This is a genomic window from Nocardiopsis sp. iso_40 (assembly GCF_056173285.1).
Genome location: NZ_CM149666.1, coordinates 1,719,697 through 1,736,391, shown reverse-complemented (window position 1 = coordinate 1,736,391; position 16,695 = coordinate 1,719,697). Strand labels below are relative to the sequence as shown.

Annotated in this window: 16 protein-coding genes; 8 read left to right on the top strand and 8 right to left on the bottom strand. The window is 73.0% G+C overall.

Annotation, left to right across the window (positions count from 1 at the left end):
* Positions 1–11: 11 nt before the first annotated feature.
* Together AC0VYD_RS07630 and AC0VYD_RS07625 are read right to left on the bottom strand one after the other, a co-directional pair.
* Positions 12–335, bottom strand: a complete 324-nt coding sequence (locus tag AC0VYD_RS07630) for an antibiotic biosynthesis monooxygenase (RefSeq protein ID WP_473040821.1) — start codon at positions 333–335, stop codon at positions 12–14.
* A gap of 137 nt (positions 336–472) precedes the next feature.
* Complete coding sequence (locus AC0VYD_RS07625) at positions 473–979, bottom strand: lumazine-binding domain protein (protein WP_475479222.1); 507 nt, start codon at positions 977–979, stop codon at positions 473–475.
* 363 nt (positions 980–1,342) lie between these two features.
* Here AC0VYD_RS07625 and AC0VYD_RS07620 point away from each other — a divergent pair, with 363 nt between their 5' ends.
* On the top strand, positions 1,343–2,560 hold the full coding sequence (locus AC0VYD_RS07620; protein ID WP_475479221.1) for a PucR family transcriptional regulator: 1,218 nt from the start codon (positions 1,343–1,345) through the stop codon (positions 2,558–2,560).
* Positions 2,561–2,623: 63 nt separating this feature from the next.
* Here the strand turns inward: AC0VYD_RS07620 and AC0VYD_RS07615 are convergent, their stop codons facing one another.
* Positions 2,624–3,589, bottom strand: coding sequence for an LLM class F420-dependent oxidoreductase (locus AC0VYD_RS07615; protein WP_473040824.1), 966 nt, complete (start codon positions 3,587–3,589; stop codon positions 2,624–2,626).
* A gap of 238 nt (positions 3,590–3,827) precedes the next feature.
* On the opposite strand from AC0VYD_RS07615, the gene AC0VYD_RS07610 reads away from it, so the two are divergent.
* From AC0VYD_RS07610 to AC0VYD_RS07595, 4 genes are all read left to right on the top strand, one after another.
* Positions 3,828–4,358, top strand: a complete 531-nt coding sequence (locus AC0VYD_RS07610) for a YbhB/YbcL family Raf kinase inhibitor-like protein (protein ID WP_473040825.1) — start codon at positions 3,828–3,830, stop codon at positions 4,356–4,358.
* Between the two features lie 235 nt (positions 4,359–4,593).
* Positions 4,594–5,655 carry an ATP-grasp domain-containing protein gene (locus AC0VYD_RS07605; RefSeq protein WP_475479220.1) on the top strand — a complete coding sequence of 354 codons (1,062 nt, stop codon included), beginning with the start codon at positions 4,594–4,596 and terminating at the stop codon, positions 5,653–5,655.
* Positions 5,652–6,440, top strand: coding sequence for a 3'(2'),5'-bisphosphate nucleotidase CysQ family protein (locus tag AC0VYD_RS07600; protein WP_475479219.1), 789 nt, complete (start codon positions 5,652–5,654; stop codon positions 6,438–6,440). The genes AC0VYD_RS07605 and AC0VYD_RS07600 overlap by 4 nt, the downstream gene beginning before the upstream one ends.
* A gap of 127 nt (positions 6,441–6,567) precedes the next feature.
* Positions 6,568–7,029 carry a DUF1707 SHOCT-like domain-containing protein gene (locus tag AC0VYD_RS07595; RefSeq protein WP_475479218.1) on the top strand — a complete coding sequence of 154 codons (462 nt, stop codon included), beginning with the start codon at positions 6,568–6,570 and terminating at the stop codon, positions 7,027–7,029.
* A gap of 28 nt (positions 7,030–7,057) precedes the next feature.
* Here AC0VYD_RS07595 and AC0VYD_RS07590 read toward each other — a convergent pair whose 3' ends face one another.
* A complete protein-coding gene (locus tag AC0VYD_RS07590) occupies positions 7,058–7,549 on the bottom strand; it encodes a DUF3145 family protein (RefSeq protein ID WP_473040829.1) in 492 nt (163 codons plus the stop codon).
* A 313-nt stretch (positions 7,550–7,862) separates the two neighbouring features.
* On the opposite strand from AC0VYD_RS07590, the gene AC0VYD_RS07585 reads away from it, so the two are divergent.
* From AC0VYD_RS07585 to AC0VYD_RS07575, 3 genes are all read left to right on the top strand, one after another.
* The gene (locus AC0VYD_RS07585) at positions 7,863–8,444 is read left to right on the top strand and encodes an RNA polymerase sigma factor (RefSeq protein ID WP_475479217.1); all 582 of its coding nucleotides are present in this window, start codon (positions 7,863–7,865) and stop codon (positions 8,442–8,444) included.
* Between the two features lie 3 nt (positions 8,445–8,447).
* Complete coding sequence (locus AC0VYD_RS07580) at positions 8,448–8,891, top strand: carboxypeptidase regulatory-like domain-containing protein (RefSeq protein ID WP_475479216.1); 444 nt, start codon at positions 8,448–8,450, stop codon at positions 8,889–8,891.
* 199 nt (positions 8,892–9,090) lie between these two features.
* Positions 9,091–11,205 carry a CHAT domain-containing protein gene (locus AC0VYD_RS07575; RefSeq protein WP_475479215.1) on the top strand — a complete coding sequence of 705 codons (2,115 nt, stop codon included), beginning with the start codon at positions 9,091–9,093 and terminating at the stop codon, positions 11,203–11,205.
* A gap of 38 nt (positions 11,206–11,243) precedes the next feature.
* On the opposite strand, the gene AC0VYD_RS07570 is transcribed toward AC0VYD_RS07575, so the two are convergent.
* The 4 genes from AC0VYD_RS07570 to AC0VYD_RS07555 all read right to left on the bottom strand — a co-directional run bounded on the left by AC0VYD_RS07570 (position 11,244) and on the right by AC0VYD_RS07555 (position 16,641).
* The gene (locus tag AC0VYD_RS07570; RefSeq protein ID WP_475479214.1) at positions 11,244–11,897 is read right to left on the bottom strand and encodes an MBL fold metallo-hydrolase; all 654 of its coding nucleotides are present in this window, start codon (positions 11,895–11,897) and stop codon (positions 11,244–11,246) included.
* Between the two features lie 139 nt (positions 11,898–12,036).
* The gene (locus AC0VYD_RS07565; RefSeq protein ID WP_475479213.1) at positions 12,037–12,861 is read right to left on the bottom strand and encodes an enoyl-CoA hydratase-related protein; all 825 of its coding nucleotides are present in this window, start codon (positions 12,859–12,861) and stop codon (positions 12,037–12,039) included.
* Between the two features lie 394 nt (positions 12,862–13,255).
* Positions 13,256–13,834 carry a DUF5998 family protein gene (locus AC0VYD_RS07560; RefSeq protein ID WP_473040995.1) on the bottom strand — a complete coding sequence of 193 codons (579 nt, stop codon included), beginning with the start codon at positions 13,832–13,834 and terminating at the stop codon, positions 13,256–13,258.
* Between the two features lie 86 nt (positions 13,835–13,920).
* On the bottom strand, positions 13,921–16,641 hold the full coding sequence (locus AC0VYD_RS07555; protein ID WP_475480217.1) for a bifunctional acetate--CoA ligase family protein/GNAT family N-acetyltransferase: 2,721 nt from the start codon (positions 16,639–16,641) through the stop codon (positions 13,921–13,923).
* Positions 16,642–16,695: the final 54 nt, after the last annotated feature.

The window sequence follows — 16,695 nt, the reverse complement described above, 5'->3', positions numbered from 1 at the left end:
CAGCCGTGCCGCTACTCGTCGACGGTGAGTTCGCCCATGCGGTCCCAGCCCTCGCCCTCGACCACCCGGCTGACGATCAGCGGGGTCTCCTTCAGCAGCGGCTTCATGGACGCCAGACCGGCCCTGAAGTGGTCGCTGTTGACGTGGGCCTCACCGGCACCGTCCCTGAACGCCTCGACGAGCACGAACTCGTCGTCGCGCTCGACGCTGCGGGACCACTCGAACCACAGGTTCCCGGGTTCCGCGCGGGTCGCCGCGGTGAAGTCGGCGACCTCGTCGAGGAAGCTGTCCACGGCCTCGGGCTTCACCCGGTACTTGACGACGATCAGGATCATCCCGGATCTCCTTCGTGTTGTGCCACGGGGCACGCGGTCGTGCCGTGCCCCACGGACCACCACTCTTGCAGAGCGCGCACGCCCGGAAGCCCGACGGAGCCGACGGCGGGGTGTTCCGTCGCTCACGCAGGGGCCGGTCAGGCCCCGCCGAGGGCGGCGCCGGGCACGCGGGTGGCGCGCCACTGCCCGTCCTCGCCCTCCCGTACCTCCAGGACACCGGGGTCCTCCTCGGGATGGAGCAGTTCGACGCTGGCGATGAGGGTCTCGCCGTCCAGGTCGGTGCTGACGGTGACCTCGCCGACCTCGAAGCCCTCCGCGTCCTCCGAGCCGGGCAGTTCGGCGAGGTAGTCGGGGAAGGCGGACGCACAGTCCCGGGCGTCCTCGCTCTGGCCGGTGATCGCGGACTGGGCGCCCTCGTCGGTGAAGGCACAGCCCGCCTCGCCGTCTCCGGCCACGAGGGCCGCCACGAACCCCTCCGCCACGGTCCGTGCCGACTCGGCGGCCTCGGCCTCGGCCTCGGCGGACACGTCCGGCCCTTCCGCGGCCGACCCGCCGGCGGTGTCGTCTGCGGGCGTCTCCTCCCCGCCCTGGCAGGCGGTGAGGGCGAGGGTCAGGAGCAGGGAACACAGGAGGGTGCGTCGCATGGGGCTGCCTTCCGGGAGCGGGTGGGGTCGATCAGCGGCGGACGTCCGCACCGCACTATTGTTACCGCATTCACCCGATTGATGACCATGAGTACCCGCATCTGGAACGTGCACACAGCCCTGACCAGGCAGGGACGGCCAGCCGGAACGGCGGCACGGGCGCGTGGGGGCCGGTCCGCGGACCCCGGCCCCCTCACCGGGGCCGGGGCTTGTCCGCGGGGGCGACCTCTGATGTCATGGATGCGGGTGACCGGCATCACGGCATCCATGGCGCACAGAGCACGCGCGGGCGTGCTTGGGGAAATTCGGTGCACGCGTAGACGTGGCCGAGCGGTTCCGCTGTGCGTCCGCGCCGGAGGTGACATGTCGTACCGACTTCGGGCCGAACCCCGGGGCGCCCCCGCCACCGTCCTGCCCCCGGCGCTGGGGGCCCGGCTCCGCCCCCTGGTCCCGCACCTGACCGAGGAGGCCCTGGACGGGATCCGCCGACGGGCCGAGGCCCACTCCCACCCCCTGGACCCGGCGCACACCGAGACGATCAGGCAGGCGATCGGCACCGCCGTGCACGCCTTCCTGGACCGGCTCGGGGACGGCCCCGCCTCGGAGCGCTCCGACACCGTCACGGAGACCTTCCGCGCGTTCGGGGCGGGCGAGGCCCGGCAGGGGCGCACCCTGGAGTGCCTGCACACGGGTATGCGCACGTCGGTGGCGGCGGCGTGGCGGCGGCTGGCGCGGGCCGAGTCGATCGACCGGGACCAGATGGCCGCCCTGGGCGAGGCGATCTTCGCGTTCCAGGAGGAGATCTCGACGGCGGCCGCCGAGGGCCACGCCCAGGTGCGCGGCGCCGGGGTGGAGGCCCTGCGGCGCAGGCGGTCCCGTTTGCTGGAGGTGCTGCTGGCCGAGTCCGGGACGGAGCCGGACCCGCGGGCGCTGTCCACCCTGGCCCGTGCGGCCCGGTGGCGGGTGCCCGAACGGGTGGCGGTGGCCCTGCTGCCACGGGAGGACTCCGCGGAGGGGGCAGCACCGGTGCTGCCCTCCGACGTGTTGGCGGACCTGGACCGGTTGGAACCGTGTGCCCTGGTACCCGACCCGGAGGGGCCCGGTCGGCTGCGCTCCCTGGAGCGCTCGCTGCGGGGGTCCGCTGCGGTACTGGGTCCGACGGTGCCGCTGGAGCGGGCCCCGGTGTCGCTGTCCCGGGCCCGGGAGCTGGCGGAACTGGTACGCGCCGGGGTGGTGTCGGGCCGGGGGGTGCTGCGGTGGAACGACCACCTGCCGGAGCTGCTGCTGTCCCGGGACACGGAGCTGGTGGCGGAGATGGCCCGGTCCCGGCTGGCCCCGTTGGAGGGCGTGCGGGCACCGCAGCGGGAGCGGATGGCCGACACCCTCCTGGCCTGGCTGGCGTCGGGTTCCAACGCCAACGAGGCGGCCGAGCGGCTGCGGATCCACCCGCAGACCGTGCGGTACCGGATGCGGCAGCTCGAAGAGCTGTTCGGGGCTCGTCTGCGGGAGCCGGGGGCGCGGTTCGAGCTGGAACTGGTGCTGCGGGCGCGCAGGCTCCTCGGACCCTCGCTGGACGAATGACATACCGAACGGTCGGGATGTTCCCCGCACACCGGTGCGCGGGGAACATCCACGGCCTCCGGGTCAGCCCCGGGGCGCCAGCGCGCGGATCACCGCGGCCGGGTCCTGACCGGGCGGGCCGATCGGGGCGATCATCGGGGTACTCACCCCCGCCTGCGCGTAGGCCTCGATCCGCTCCCGGCAGTACTCCGCGGGTCCGTGCACGATGAGGTCGTCCACGACGGAGTCCGGGATCGCGGCCAGCGCGCCCTTGCGGTCGCCGTCGTCCCACGCCTTCCACATGGGACCGAGCTCCTCCCTGCCCAGCCACTCGTGGAAGGCCCGGTAGACGGGCACGTTCAGGTAGGCCGAGATCGCCCACCGGCCGATCTCCCGGGCGGTGTCGGCGTCGGTGTCGGGGATGGCGAAGATCCGCGCGACGATCTCCTTGTCCTCGCCGAACTCGCGCACGATCGGGGCGACCGTGCGCACGTCCTCCGAGGACAGCCAGTTGATGATCGCGCCGTCGCCCTCGCGCCCGGCGAGGCGCAGCATGCCCTGGCGCAGCGCGGCCACCAGGATGGGCGGCTGCTGTTCGGGCGCCGAGCCCAGGGTGAACCCCTTCACGGAGAAGGTGTCGTAGTCGGCCTTGACCTTCTGCCCGGTCAGCGCCTCGCGAAGGAAGCGCACGGTGTCGCGGACCTTCTTGTAGGGCTCCTCGAAGGGGATGGAGTTCCAACGCTCGACGATGACGTTGGAGGAGGTGCCCACGCCCAGCGCGAAACGGCCCGGCGCGGCGGCGGCCATCGTGGCGGCGCTCATCGCCAGGGTCGCGGGGCCGCGTGTGTAGGCGGGCACGATCGCGGTGCCCAGGCGCAGCCGCGGCGCCCACACGCTGGCCAGGGCCAGCGGCGTGAACGCGTCGGTGCTGTTGGCCTCGGCGGACCAGGCGTCGGTGTAGCCGAGGTCGGGCAGTGCCTCGAAGAGAGGACGCTGGTCGGCCAGGGGGATGCCCTCGAAGGGAACGGTGATGCCCCAGCGGTCGGTCATGGCGACTCCTGTCAGTGGACCGGTCTTACAAACCGAACCCGGTTCGCGTTCGGTATGGGCACGACGGTACCCGCCGCCGGTGTCACCGCAGAAGACCGAGTCCGCCCTACGCCGCCCCGCGCGCTCCCGGAGCGATGTGTGCTGCACCCGACGCACGGGTCCCATGGGGCGTATGTTCGTAGGTATCCGGCCGTCCCGGCCGGTACGGACATCCACGAGAACGAAGGAGGCCATCGCCGTGGCCAAGCCACCCTCCCCCTACGACTTCCTGCCCGAGGTCGACGCGTTCACCGTCACCAGCGACGACGTGGTGGACGGACAGACCCTGCCCAAGGCACAGGTCAGCGGAATCATGGGAGCCGGGGGCGAGGACGCCTCACCGCATCTGGCCTGGAGCGGGTTCCCCGAGGGGACCCGGAGCTTCGCCGTCACCTGCTTCGACCCGGACGCCCCGACCGCGAGCGGTTTCTGGCACTGGGCGGTCTGCGACATCCCCGTGGAGGTCACCGAGCTGGCGACCGACGCGGGCAACGGTTCCGGACTGCCGGAACAGGCCGTCACCCTGCGCAACGACGCCGGAAGCCACCGCTACATCGGTGCCGCGCCGCCCGCCGGGCACGGCCCGCACCGGTACTTCTTCGTGGTGCACGCGGTGGACGTGGCGAGCCTGGGCGTGGACTCCTCCGCGAGCCCCGCCTTTCTCGGCTTCAACCTGTTCTCGCACACGCTCGGCCGGGCGATCATCACGCCCACGTACGAGCAGCGGTAACAACCCGGGCCGACCGCGGGGGCGGGCGGTGCGCTCGGCGCGCCGTCCGCCCTCCGCCCTTTTCCGCCCGGGCCGAGGGGACACGCGCCAGGGACCGTCCGGTTCACCGGGCAACCGCATTCGGCCATTCACAAGCCCCGGGGACCCGCCCCCGTCTAGGCTCGGTCCATTCACTCGGAACACGCCTGGAAGGGTTCGACCGGTGCCACAGCAGCCTTCGAGGAAACCGACCGTCGTGGTCACGACAGCGGGTTCCGCTCCGACGCCCGGAACCATCCTGCACCTACGTGAGCACGGTTTCCGGGTGGTGGCCACCGACGTGGACCCCGCCGCCCCGGGCCTCTACCTGGCTGACCGCGGTTACCTGGTGCCCCCGGGCGACAGCGATGCCTTCCTGCCCCGGATGCGCGCCCTGTGCGCCCGGGAGGGGGCCGTGGCCGTGGTTCCGCTGGTGGACGAGGAACTCGTCCCGGTGGGCGAACTCGCCGGGGACGGGGTGGCCGTACTGCTGCCCCGCCCGGACTTCGTCGTCGGCTGCCTGGACAAGTACGCCCTCATGCGGCGGCTGGACGGGGCCGGGATCGGGGTGCCCCGCACCTGGCTCGCCTCGGAGTGGCCGACCGGCGCCACCGACCCCCCTTCCGGCGGTTTCGTCGTCAAACCCCGCAGCGGACGGGGCAGTCGCGGTGTCGTGACCGTCGGGTCCGCACGCGACGTGGCCCGCGCGGTCGCCGAGAGCGGATACGCCGCCGACGAACTGATCGTGCAGGAACGCGTCACCGGCCCCGAGTACACGGTGTCGGTCGTGGTCTGGCGCGACGGCGGGGTGCAGGCGGTGGTGCCCAAGGAGGTCGTGCTCAAACAGGGGGTCACCAGGTACGCCGTCACCAGGCGCGACCACGGGGTCGTCCGCGCCTGCCGGTCGGTGCAGAGCGCCCTGCGCGCGGACGGGCCGTTCAACGTCCAGCTGTGCCTGGACGGACTGGGACGCCCCAGGATCTTCGAGATCAACCCCCGCTTCTCCTCCACTGCGGCGCTCACCGCGGCCGCCGGGGTTGACGAGGTCACCGGTCTGCTGCGGCAGGCCGTGTGCGGCGGGCCCCGGCTGGACGACGGGTGGCGGGAGGGCGTGGCGATGGTGCGCCGGTGGACGGACGAGTTCCTGAGCGAGGAGCAGTTCACCTCGCACGGGATCTCCCCCGCCCCGGTCCCCGCTCCCGACGGCGGGGAATCCGCACCGCCGGGCGCGGCGGCCGACGGCGGACGGTCCCCGATCGTCCCGGTGCGTGCGCGGTGAACGGCCCGCACCCCCTCGCCTCGGCGGTGGCCGCTGCGGTCGTGGAGGTCGGCGGGCTGCTGCGCGAGTGGCGCCGGGACCCGGGGGCCCGCAGCGGCGTGTGGGAGGGCAGCCAGTTCAAGGCCGAGGCCGACGCGATGGCCCACCGGGCGCTCTCCCGGCGGCTGAGCGCGATCGACGGCCGAATCCCGGTGGTGAGCGAGGAGGACCCCGCGTCGCTGAGCCGCCAGCGCCCGCCCCGGTACTGGCTGATCGACCCGATCGACGGAACCGCCAGCTACGTGCACGGGTTCGACGGGTACGTCACCCAGGCCGCCCTGGTCATCGGTGAGCATCCCGAGGTGGCGGCGGTCTTCGCACCCGAGAGCGAGGTCCTGTACACGGCCGTGCGCGGCCGGGGCGCCCGCCGGGACGGCCGCCCCCTGCCCGTACACCCGCCCACCCCGCCGGGGCACGGGGTGCTCACCGACAACACCCCCGAGCCCACGGGGATCGCCCGGCGCGTCTACGAGCGCTTCGGTTACGGCGAGTACCTGGAGAGCGGCAGCATCTCGTTGAAGCTGTGCAGGATCGCCGAGGGCCACGCCCACCTGTTCGTCAAGGACGTCCCGGTGCGTGACTGGGACGTGGCCGCGCCCGGTCTGGTCCTGGCGGAGACGGGTGGTCTGGTGACGCGTCTGGACGGTACCGGCTTCAGCTACCGGGGGACCTTCGAGCACACCGGTCTGGTGGGTGCCGCCGATCCGTCGACGTGTCGCGCCGTGGCCCGGTGGGCAACGCCCTGACCTGCGATGACAGTGCGCCTCGATGAGCTGGGAGCAGGCCGTTCGAACTGCCTTCGCGGTTCCCTTTCGCGCGCCGGGCACGGCGCGTATCGTGTGGTCACCAACTCGCGCCTTCGGGGGGTGGGAAGTGGAGACCCGACGTCTGCCGGTGGACCGGATGCGAGCCTCGGACACCGATCGGGACCTGACGGTGGACCGCCTCGCGGTGGCCTTCTCCGAGGGCCGTCTGGACCACGAGGAGTACGAGCGCCGAGTGGGTACGGCGCTGAGCGCGGTCCTGGTCGGCGAGCTCCGCTCACTGACCGCCGACCTCCCGGGGGCCCGGGTGCCGGTCCCGGTCCCACAGCCGAGGCCCCACCGCGAGCACCGCACCGGACCCGCGCCGGAGGGCCCGCTCGTGCCGTGGGAGGAGTGGGGCGAGGAGTGGCGGTGGTGGCTGGGCGTGGCCGGGCTGCTGACCGGGGTATGGGCCGGCGCCAGCCTTCTGGGCGGTGAGTGGGTGCCGTACTGGCCGCTGGTCCCCCTGGGGATCTGGGCGGCCGTACTGTTGGCCTCGGCCATCTGGCCCAGCGGGGAGGAACCGCCCTGAGCGGGGCGCGGCCGGAACCGCTCCCCGCTCAGCCCACCGCGTGCAGCCAGCGCACGGGGGCGCCGTCACCCGCGTAGCGGAAGGGTTCGAGTTCCTCGTCCCAGGCACGCCCGGTGAGCCGGTCGAGTTCGTCGGCCAGGTCGCGGCCGTCGGCGGCCGCGGCCATGGCGGCGCGCAGTCTGCCCTCGGGTACGAGGACCTCACCGGCGGCACTGGTGATGGCGGTGAACACACCGAGGGTGGGCGTGTAGCTGTAACGCGTACCGTCACAGCCGGGCGACCCCTCCTCGGTCACCTCGAAGCGCAGGCGCTGCCACGCGTTCAACGCGGAGGCCACCGCCCCCGCGGTCCCCGGCTTCCCCTGCCAGTTGAGCTCGGCACGGTGGTGGCCGGGTGCCGCCGGTTGGGCGACCCAGTCTAGTTTCACGGGTACTCCAACAACACCCGCGACCGCCCACTCGACGTGTGGGCACAGCGCCGCGGGCGCGGAGTGGACGTACAAGACGCCACGTGCGGACACCGAACCTCCTGATACGAACGAGTGCGCTTCCCCGACGCCCTCGTACCACGAGAAGGTTGCATACCCGCCTGAATGCCTTTTGCCCCATTGTGCCCCAAGGGCACCCTGGGAACCATCTCGCACGCTGGTATTTTCCAGCGTTCCCACCGCGCCCGGAGCGCCCAGAGATTAGCGTGTGCCACAGGCGGCGACAGGGAGTTCGATCATAGTGGGGGCGGATGTGCCAGACCAGTCGCACGGAGACATCCACCCCCCGGAACCAACATCAGAAAACACCCATTCGCGCACTTCAGGATATGTTTCCACCACTTTCTTGTCGGTTCCGGCCACAACCGGCCCCGAGCACGCCCCGCGCTCCGACGCCGAACTGGTGCTGAGCGCCTGCCACGGGGACGCGGACGCGTGGGAGGCCATCGTCGACCGCCACCTGGGCATGGTGAACCGGATCGCCCGTTCCTACGGGCTCCCCCGGCAGGACCACGAGGACGCCGTCCAGACGGTCTGGCTCCGCCTCAACCAGAACCTACCCCGGCTCCACTCCCCGCACCTGCTCGCCGCCTGGCTGAGCCGGGCGGCGCACACGGCCTGCGGCCGACAGCGGCAGCACCGGCGGCGCTTCCTCCCGGTAGACCCCCTGGCCCTGGCCGATCACCTCCACCACCGGACCGACCCCGAACACGAGTACCTGCTCAAGGAGAGGCACGCCGAACTGCACCGGGCCATCGGAGAACTCACCGACCCGGTAGACCGCCGGGTCGCACGGCACTACCTCGACGACTCACCCGACGCCCGACCGATCTCCCACCGGACCACCCCGAACCAGCGGCGACACCTGCTCCGCCAGCTCCGCCGCTCCCTCAGAGCGACCAGAGAACCGAACGAAAGGCGTGCGTGAACCGTGTGGAACGATCCGGACCCCACCGAGGACCGGAGCGGGCGGGCCGCCGCACTGGCCGCCTTCGACCGCTCCCTTGACCGTGCCCGCCAGGCCAGGACCATCAGCGACACGGCCCTGGCCCCCGGGCCGGCGGTCCACCGCGACCACCGCGGCGCCGCCCCGACCACCCTCCTGTTCGACCTGGGGGGCGTCCACCTGGACCTGCGGATCCACCAGCGCGGGGCCCACCACTCGCTCTCCGGCCTGGTCGGCGGCGAGTTCGACCACGTGGACGTGCACGTTCGCCGCTCCGGGAGCACGCTGCGCCTGTTCGTGGGGGTCGACGGCCGGTTCGAGGCCCACGACCTGGCGCCCGGCCCGCTGAGCCTGGCCGTGGAGATCCCCGGCCGCCCGCTCGCCGTCACCGACTGGTTCACCCTGTCGACCGCCGACGGGGGCCGCTGAACCGACCGCGGGAAACGGATACGGCCCGAATCCGGTTAGGTGCGCGCGCCAACCCCGGACCGATCACCCGCCTTCGCCCCGGTTCGCCCCGGTTCACGGCCAACGGGTTGTGCACAGGCCGGGGCTGGCCACTCCCGCCGGACGGCGACCGCTGCTATCACTGGAGTCGACCGGCCCCACTGGCGAAAGGCAGCCGGACGTGCTCCCCAGCGCAGCGCCCGACCCCACGCCCGCGAACACCCTCCCGGACACCCCGGACCCGAGCACGGGACAGATCCTGCTGTCCCGGGTCACCCAGGGCGTCCGGCTGGCCCGGAACGGCCTCTTCGAGGAAACCGTCGCCCTCCTCTACGACACCCGGAAACGGCTGCACGGTCATCCCATCGCCGAGCTCGCCCCCGTCCTGCCGGGCCTCCTGGCCGACCTCGGGCTGGCCCAGACCCTGTGCGGCCGTTTCGGTCAGGCCGAGGAACACCTCAACGAGGCCCGCTCCCTGGCCGACGCACGCCGTCTCCCCCTGCTGGGTCTGGTGGCCGAGCACAACCTCGGCTGCCTGGACCTGCACCGGGGCGAGACCGCCACCGCCATCACCACCTTCCACGAACTCGTGCACCGGATGCCCGCGGACCGGCAGGAGGCCCTGCGCGTCGACCTGGCCGAGGCCCTGCTCTGCGAAGGGCTCGTGGAGGAGGCCGGGCGCACCCTCGCCGAGGCCCCGTGGCACGCGGCCCGGGGCGGGGTCGCCCGCACCCTCGTGGAGGCCAAGCTGCGGCTCCTGGACGGCGACCACCGGGGCTCGCTCCACCTCACCCGGCAGGTCCGCGCGAGCGAGGGTCCGGGTTCCCTGTGGCACGGCATCACCACGCGGTTGGAGCGGGCCGCCCTCGGCGTCACCGACGACGGCTCCCCGGTTCTGCGCGCACAGGACACCCTGGCGTTGCGCGCCCCCTCCCTGCCGCGACCGTCCCGGGGACACGCGTCCGCGGGCCCCAGGGACGGGGGCCGGCACCAGGAGGGGCTGTCGGGCGCGTACCGGGCCCTGGCCCGGCTCTCCAGGCTGGGAGCCCCGCCGCCCGGCCCCTGGCTCGGGAGCGCCGGCCGCGACCCCCACGTGGTGCGGGCCGGACTGGAGAGCGCCCTGGCCACCGGGGACGCCGAGACCGCGCTCGAATGGGCGGAGCTGGGACGCACCTGGGCGGTCGGGCTGGTGCCGGGGCCGGGCACCGTCGGCGGCTCCGCGCTCAGGGAGCTGACCGGACGCTACCGCCGTGCGCTGTGCCGGGGCGGCGGCCCCGAGGCCGGCGCCTACGCCCGGCGGTGGGAGGCCGCCCGCTGGCGGGCACTGCACCCGGGGCGCCGGAACCCGTGGGCGGAGCCCCGGGGCCAGGCCCCGGGCCCGGTACTGGAACCGCTCCTGGCCGCACTGGAGGGCCGGGCGTTCATCCACTACACCGCGGCGGGCGGGGAGGCCGTGGCGCTGCTCGCGGTGGACGGCCGGGTGCACGCCAGGCACCTCGGCCCCCTTCTGACGGTCCGCCGCGCCCTGGCCCGGTTCGCACACGAGAGGTCGGCGCCGTCGACAGGCGCGCCCGCGGAGCCGCACCGCTCGACCGCCGCGCACGCCTCCGACGCCCTGTTCCGGCCGTTGCTGCCCCTGGTCGGGGAACGCGCTGTGGTGGTGACCGGTGACCCCTACCTGAGCGACCTGCCGTGGGGCCTGCTCCCGGCACTGCGGGGCCGTCCGGTGCGGCTGGTGCCCACGGCCCGGTCCTGGGCGCAGCGGCCGCCCGAACGGCGCGGCTGGGAGAGGGTTCTGCTGGCCTGCGGTCCCGAACCCGAACAGGCCCGCCTGGAGGTGGCCGCGCTGGCCGCGATCCACCCGGGGGCACGGCTCCTGGAGCGGGCGCACCGGGACCGGGTCCTGGCCGAACTGGCCCGATCGGACCTGGCCCACCTGGCCGGGCACGGACAGGTGGGCGACCGCACGCCCATGCTCTCCCGGCTGGAGCTGCACGACGAGCCGTTGCTCGCCTGCGACCTGGCTTCCCTGCCCTCGGCGCCCGACCTGGTCACCCTGTCCTCCTGCTGGGGCGGCCGCGGCTTCGGCGGGGCGGCCGGGCAGCCGCTCGGGTTCGTGGGCGCCCTGTTGGCCCGGGGCACCCGCACGGTGGTGGCCAGCCCGGTCCCGGTCGAGGACGCACGGACCGGAGCGGCCATGCTCGCCTTCCACCGGGCGATCACCACGGGCACCGACGTGTCCGAGGCGGTGTCCGACCACCTCGGGCACGTCGGTTTCTGCTGTTACGGCGCCTGAGGAAGGGGTGACCGCAGCGGGCGGTCACCCCCGGCGCGCTACCAGCCGCGCTCGCGCCATTCGGCCAGGCGGGGGCGCTCCGCGCCCAGGGTGGTGTCCTTGCCGTGCCCGGGGTAGACCCAGGTGTCGTCGGCCAGGGCACCGAAGACCCGCTCCGAGACGTCACCGAACAGGGTCCGGAAGTCCCCGTCGGACCAGGTCTTGCCGACCCCGCCCGGGAAGAGGCTGTCCCCGGTGAACAGGTGGGTCCGGCCCCCGGGGTCGTCGTAGCGCAGGGCGATCGACCCGGGTGTGTGGCCGCGCAGGTGGATGACGGTGAGTACGCAGTCCCCGACCGGGACGGTGCCGCCGTGGGTGACGGGCTCGTCCACCGAGACCGGCAGCTCCTCGGCGTCCTCGGGGTGGGCGACCGTACGGGCACCGGTCTGGCCGACGACCTCGGCCAGGGCCTGCCAGTGGTCCTGGTGGCGGTGGGTGGTGACCACACGGGCCAGACCCTCCTCGCCGATCAGCTCCAGGATCCGGTCGGGTTCGGCCGCCGCGTCGATGAGGACCGCCTCACCCGTCCCCCGGCAACGGAGGAGGTAGGCGTTGTTGTCCATCGGGCCCACGGCCAGCTTGGTGATCGTCAGGTTCGATAGTTGGCGCAGGTCGGCCGGACCGCCGACCCTGGTATCTCCGGAGTAGCTCACCCGACCATTGTGGCCTGTCGGAGGGAGCGCACGAACCGGGGCCGCGCACCCGGTGGTGCGGGTGCGCGGCCTCCGCGCCGGTGCGGCCCGCCGGAGGGGCCGCACCGGCCCGCGGGTTCAGCGTGTCGGTGTCACCGGATCACCGGGCCCAACGAGGAGGCCTCTTCTCGAAGAAGGCCGCACGCCCCTCCGCCGCGTCCTGGCCGGCGAAGAACTCGGCGGACAGCTCGCCCATCCGGGTGAACGCCTCGGTACGCCGGTCCGGGGCGGCCTGGGCGCCGCCCGCGAGCTCGCCCAGGAGCTCCTTGGTGCGGGACAGAGCGCTCGGCGCCGAGCCCCGCAGGCCCTGGAGCACCGCGTCCACCGCGTGGTCCATCTCCCGGTCGGGGACGGCCTGGGTGAGGAGCCCGGCCTTGGCGGCGGCGGAGGCGTCGAAGAGCTCACCGGTGAGGAAGTAGCGGCTGAGCTGCCGGGAGTGCATCCGGGCCGAGACCGGAACGGAGATGATCGCCGGGACCACGCCGATACGTACCTCGGTGAACGCGAAGGTGGCGCTCTTGGGTGCCAGGGCGATGTCGGCGGCGGCCACCAGACCGATCCCGCCCGCGCGTGCGGCGCCGTTGAGCACGGCGATCACCGGCTTGGGCGCACCCATGATCTGCTCGAAGATCTCCGGGAGCTCCGGTGCGGGTGCCACCGGGGCGCCCTGGAGGGCCGCACCGATCTCTTTGAGGTCGGCCCCGGCGCAGAACACCGGGCCGTTGCCGGTGAGGACGACCCCGCGGACGTCCTCGTCGGCCATCGCGTCGGTCAGGGCCCGGGAGAGTTCGGTGCGCAGCCGCGCGGAGAGCGCGTTGCGGTTGTGCGGTGAGTCGAGGGTGATCGTGGCGATGGCACGGTCAACGCTCGACCGTACGAGGGGAGCGTCGTCCGAGGGGGTCGGGGACGTCGGGTGCTGCGTCATCGCAGACTGACCTTTCTCCGTTGAACGCGCGCGGATCCGGTCACGGCGCGCGGTACGCGAACGGCTTGTGGCCGTGTGCGTCTCGCTGGTGGCGGTGGGAACGCATCCGCCCCGAACAGTAGACAGGCCGGTTGTTTCGGCACGGCGTCCACCGCAGCCGGACCGGTTAAGTCCGTGTCACGCGTGACAGCGCTTGTGTTACGTGGACCACACGCTAGCGTTCGCGCCCGCCGCGACCTCCGCCCGCCCCACCGGTCCCGGCCCCGGGCGCCGGTTCCCCGCGGCCCGCTCCGGGGCCCTGACCGGGAACACGGACGGGGCCGGGGCGGGGGCCGTTCCCGGACCCCGCCCCGACCCCGGAAGGCATCACGCCGTCCTTTCGGGCTCCCCGGTCTCAGCGGCGGGTGGTGGCCGCGGACAGGGCGTCGGCGAAGTGCATCATGGTGGTGACGGCGTCGGTGCCGTCGGCCGCCTCGCTCACCCTCAGGGTGAGGGGTTCGGCGGTGATGGCACCGGTGTACCCGTGGTCGAGTTCACAGCTCTCGTCGGCGCAGGAGGCCGGTTCGAGGTCGATGTGGGCGACGGCGCCCCAGTTCACCGACAGGTTCACGCTGAGCACCAGTTCACTGGGCAGGCTGCCCGGCTTGTACTGGGCGGGGTTGGGCACGACCCGGGTCAGCGCCACCGACTGGACGTTGCCCAGCTGGATGCTGTCGGTCGTGGTGGAGGCGTGCGAGGTCCCACCGGGTTCGGTGGGCGGGTGCTCATCCGTGTGGCAGACGACGAGCCGGGTCGCGGTCAGCAGCATCACGGTGATGTGCCGCCGCATCTCCATCGCCGGATCGAAGGTCGCCTCATGGTGCACGATGAACGCCTCGGCGTCCTCCTCGCCCAGGGTGGTCGCGACGGCGTCGATGACCAGGGCGGGGTAGTACCCGCTCCGCTCGATCTCCAGGCGCCAGTCCGTGGGCACGGCACGTGTTTTCCTCATACCCCTATCCTGCCTCCTTCCGGTGACACTTCGCGACCGTCCACCGAAACGGGAGGCCCATTCCCTGATCAGAACGTCACCCCGCGCAGTCGGCGCGGGCCGGCGTCCGGCCGCACGTCGGGGGCCTCGCGCAGCCACATGCGGGCGCCCAGGACATGGGCCCCGGTGGCGTTGACCAGTACGGGGTCCAGGTCCACGTAACCGATCTCGGGGAAGGCCTCCACCAGGCGGGACACCCGGATGAGCAGTTCCTCCAGCGCCTCCACGTTGGGTTGTTCGGCCAGCGAGGTCGCCCCCGCGGGCAGGCCGAACAGCAGCGGGGCGGCCCGGACCGCGTGGATGAGGTCGGCGGCGTCCATGTCGGTCAGCGGTGCCAGCCGGAACGACCGGTCGTCGAGGAGTTCGGCGGTGACGTCCGCCAGCCCGAAGGAGACCACCGACCCGAAGGACCGGTTGTCGCCCGCGCGCACCACCGTGGGCACGCCGGGCGCCGCCATCCGCTGGACGACCAGCTCCGCCTCGCCGCCGAAGCGGTCGAGCAGGGAGAGGTAGGCGCTGCGCACGTCCTCGGGGGTGCGCAGGTCGGCCCGGACGAACGTGCCGCCCGCACGTACCCGCAGGTCGGGCGCGTCGGCCTTGACCACGGCGGGATAGCCGAGCTCACCCGCGGCGACGACGGCCTCGTCCGCGGAGCTGACCCTGATGTCCGGGTAGGCGGCGATCCCGTAGCAGCCCAGCAGGTCGCGGGCGTCCTCGGCGGAGATCGCGGTCTCCTCGTCGTACCGCCGCTCGCCGCCGAACCAGGCGACGTCCTCCATCGCCGGGGTCGCCTTCCTGAGGGCGCGGGTGATGGTGGCCCGCGCCCGTGCGCGGTCGATGTCGGGCAGCTCGGGGTGGCGTCCGGGCTTGCGGTTGCGCCACTGGGCGTACCGGGTGGAGTGGGCGAGGGCGCGCACGGCGTCCTCCGGCGAGGGGTAGGAGGGCACCGAACCGTGCAGGGTCTGGTTCCGCTCCCCGACGTGCCTCAGTTCCTCGGGGATGCCCTGGCGGGCCAGGTAGGTGGTGACGATGGGCTTGTCCGAGTCCAGGGAGCGGGCGCGCAGCACACGGGCCACGTCGTCCCCGATGGGGTGCAGGGCGGGCACGAAGACCACCACGACCGAGTGCACGTCCTCGGCGGCCAGCGCGGCCCGGATCGCGGTGTCGAAGTCCTCGGCGGTGGCCTGCGGCCCCAGGTTGACCGGATCGTGCGGTTTGAGGCCCTGACGGACGGCGGCATCCTTGACCAGCAGCTCCAGGGAGTCGGAGTTGCCGATGATGCCCACCCGGGGGCCCTGGGGCAGCGGCTGGTAGGCGAACACCTGGGCGGCGTCGAACATCTGGGTGATGTCGTCCACCCGCACCACACCGGCCTGCTGGAACAGGGAGGTGACGGCGTAGTCGGGCAGGGCGAGACCGCCCGCGGCGTGCCCGGTGGGCGTGGTCTGCGCGGAACCGCCGCTGCGCACCGCCACGACCGGCTTCTGCTTGGCCAGGCGCCGTGCCAGCCGGGTGAACTTGCGCGGGTTGCCCAGGGACTCCAGGTACTGGAGCACCACCTGGGTGGCGGGGTCCTCCTGCCAGTACTGCATGAGGTCGTTGCCGGACACGTCCGCGCGGTTGCCCGCGGACACGAAGGTGGACAGGCCCATTCCGCGTTCGGCGACCCGCTGGAGGATGGCCCGGCCCAGGGCTCCGGACTGGGAGAAGAACCCGATGGGCCCCTGGGAGGGCAGGTCCGGGGACAGGGTGGCGTTGAGGGAGACCGAGGGGTCGCTGTTGGCGATGCCCAGGCAGTTGGGGCCGACCACGCGCATACCGGCGGCGCGGGCGGTGCGCACCAGCTCGTCCTGGCGGGCCCGGCCCTCGGCCCCGACCTCTCCGAAACCGGAGCTGACCACGATCAGGCCGTGTACGCCCTTCTCGGCGCACTGCTCGACCACGTCGACGACCATGTCGGCGCGCACCGCCACCACGGCCAGGTCGACCTGGTCCGGGATCTCCAGGACGGAGGGGTAGGCGCGTACGCCCACCACGGCCCTGGCCTCGGGGTGGACGGGGTAGACCGGCCCCTGGAACTCCCCGCCGAGCAGGTTGCGCAGGGCGGTCTGGCCGATGGTGTGCGCGGTGCGGCTGGCTCCGATGACCGCGACGGACTCGGGGAAGAGCAGCCGGGCGATGGAACGCGACTCGGCGCGCTGTTCCCGGGCCTGCATGACCTCCCTGGAGTCGTCGGTGGGCTGCAGGTCCAGGGTGAGCCGGATGACGCCCTCGTCGAAGGTCTGCTGGGCGGTGTACCCGGCCTCACGGAAGACGTTGATCATGCGCCGGTTCTCGGGCAGCACGTCGGCGATGAAGCGGCGCATCCCCCGCTCGCGGGCGGCCGCCCCGATGTGTTCCAGGAGCACCGAGGCCAGGCCCCGTCCCTGGTGGCCGTCCTCCACGACGAAGGCCACCTCGGCCTCCTCCGGGGCGACCTTGTCGTAACGCACCACGGCGACGAGTGAGTCGGAGATCGTGGCCACGAGGGCCACACGGTCCTCGTAGTCGACCGTGGTGAAGCGTTTGACGTCACGGTCGGAGAGTTTCGGGTAGGGCGCGAAGAACCGGTAGTAGATCGTCTCCGGCGAGAGCCGGGCGTGGAACTCGCGCAGCAGGTCGGCGTCGTCAGGGGTGATGGGGCGCAGATGCGCGGTGCCTCCGTCGGTCAGGACGACGTCGGCTTCCCAGTGGTTCGGGTAGGACTGCACGACTGCGAGACTAGACGACAATCGGTCCAATCCGGGGAAAGTCCATGCGGGCTC

Coding starts and splice junctions, on each gene's coding strand:
- AC0VYD_RS07625 (WP_475479222.1), bottom strand. CDS start 979: ATGCGACGCACCCTCCTGTGTTCCCTGCTCCTGACCCTCGCCCTCACC.
- AC0VYD_RS07615 (WP_473040824.1), bottom strand. CDS start 3,589: ATGACCGACCGCTGGGGCATCACCGTTCCCTTCGAGGGCATCCCCCTG.
- AC0VYD_RS07620 (WP_475479221.1), top strand. CDS start 1,343: ATGTCGTACCGACTTCGGGCCGAACCCCGGGGCGCCCCCGCCACCGTC.
- AC0VYD_RS07630 (WP_473040821.1), bottom strand. CDS start 335: ATGATCCTGATCGTCGTCAAGTACCGGGTGAAGCCCGAGGCCGTGGAC.
- AC0VYD_RS07565 (WP_475479213.1), bottom strand. CDS start 12,861: ATGACGCAGCACCCGACGTCCCCGACCCCCTCGGACGACGCTCCCCTC.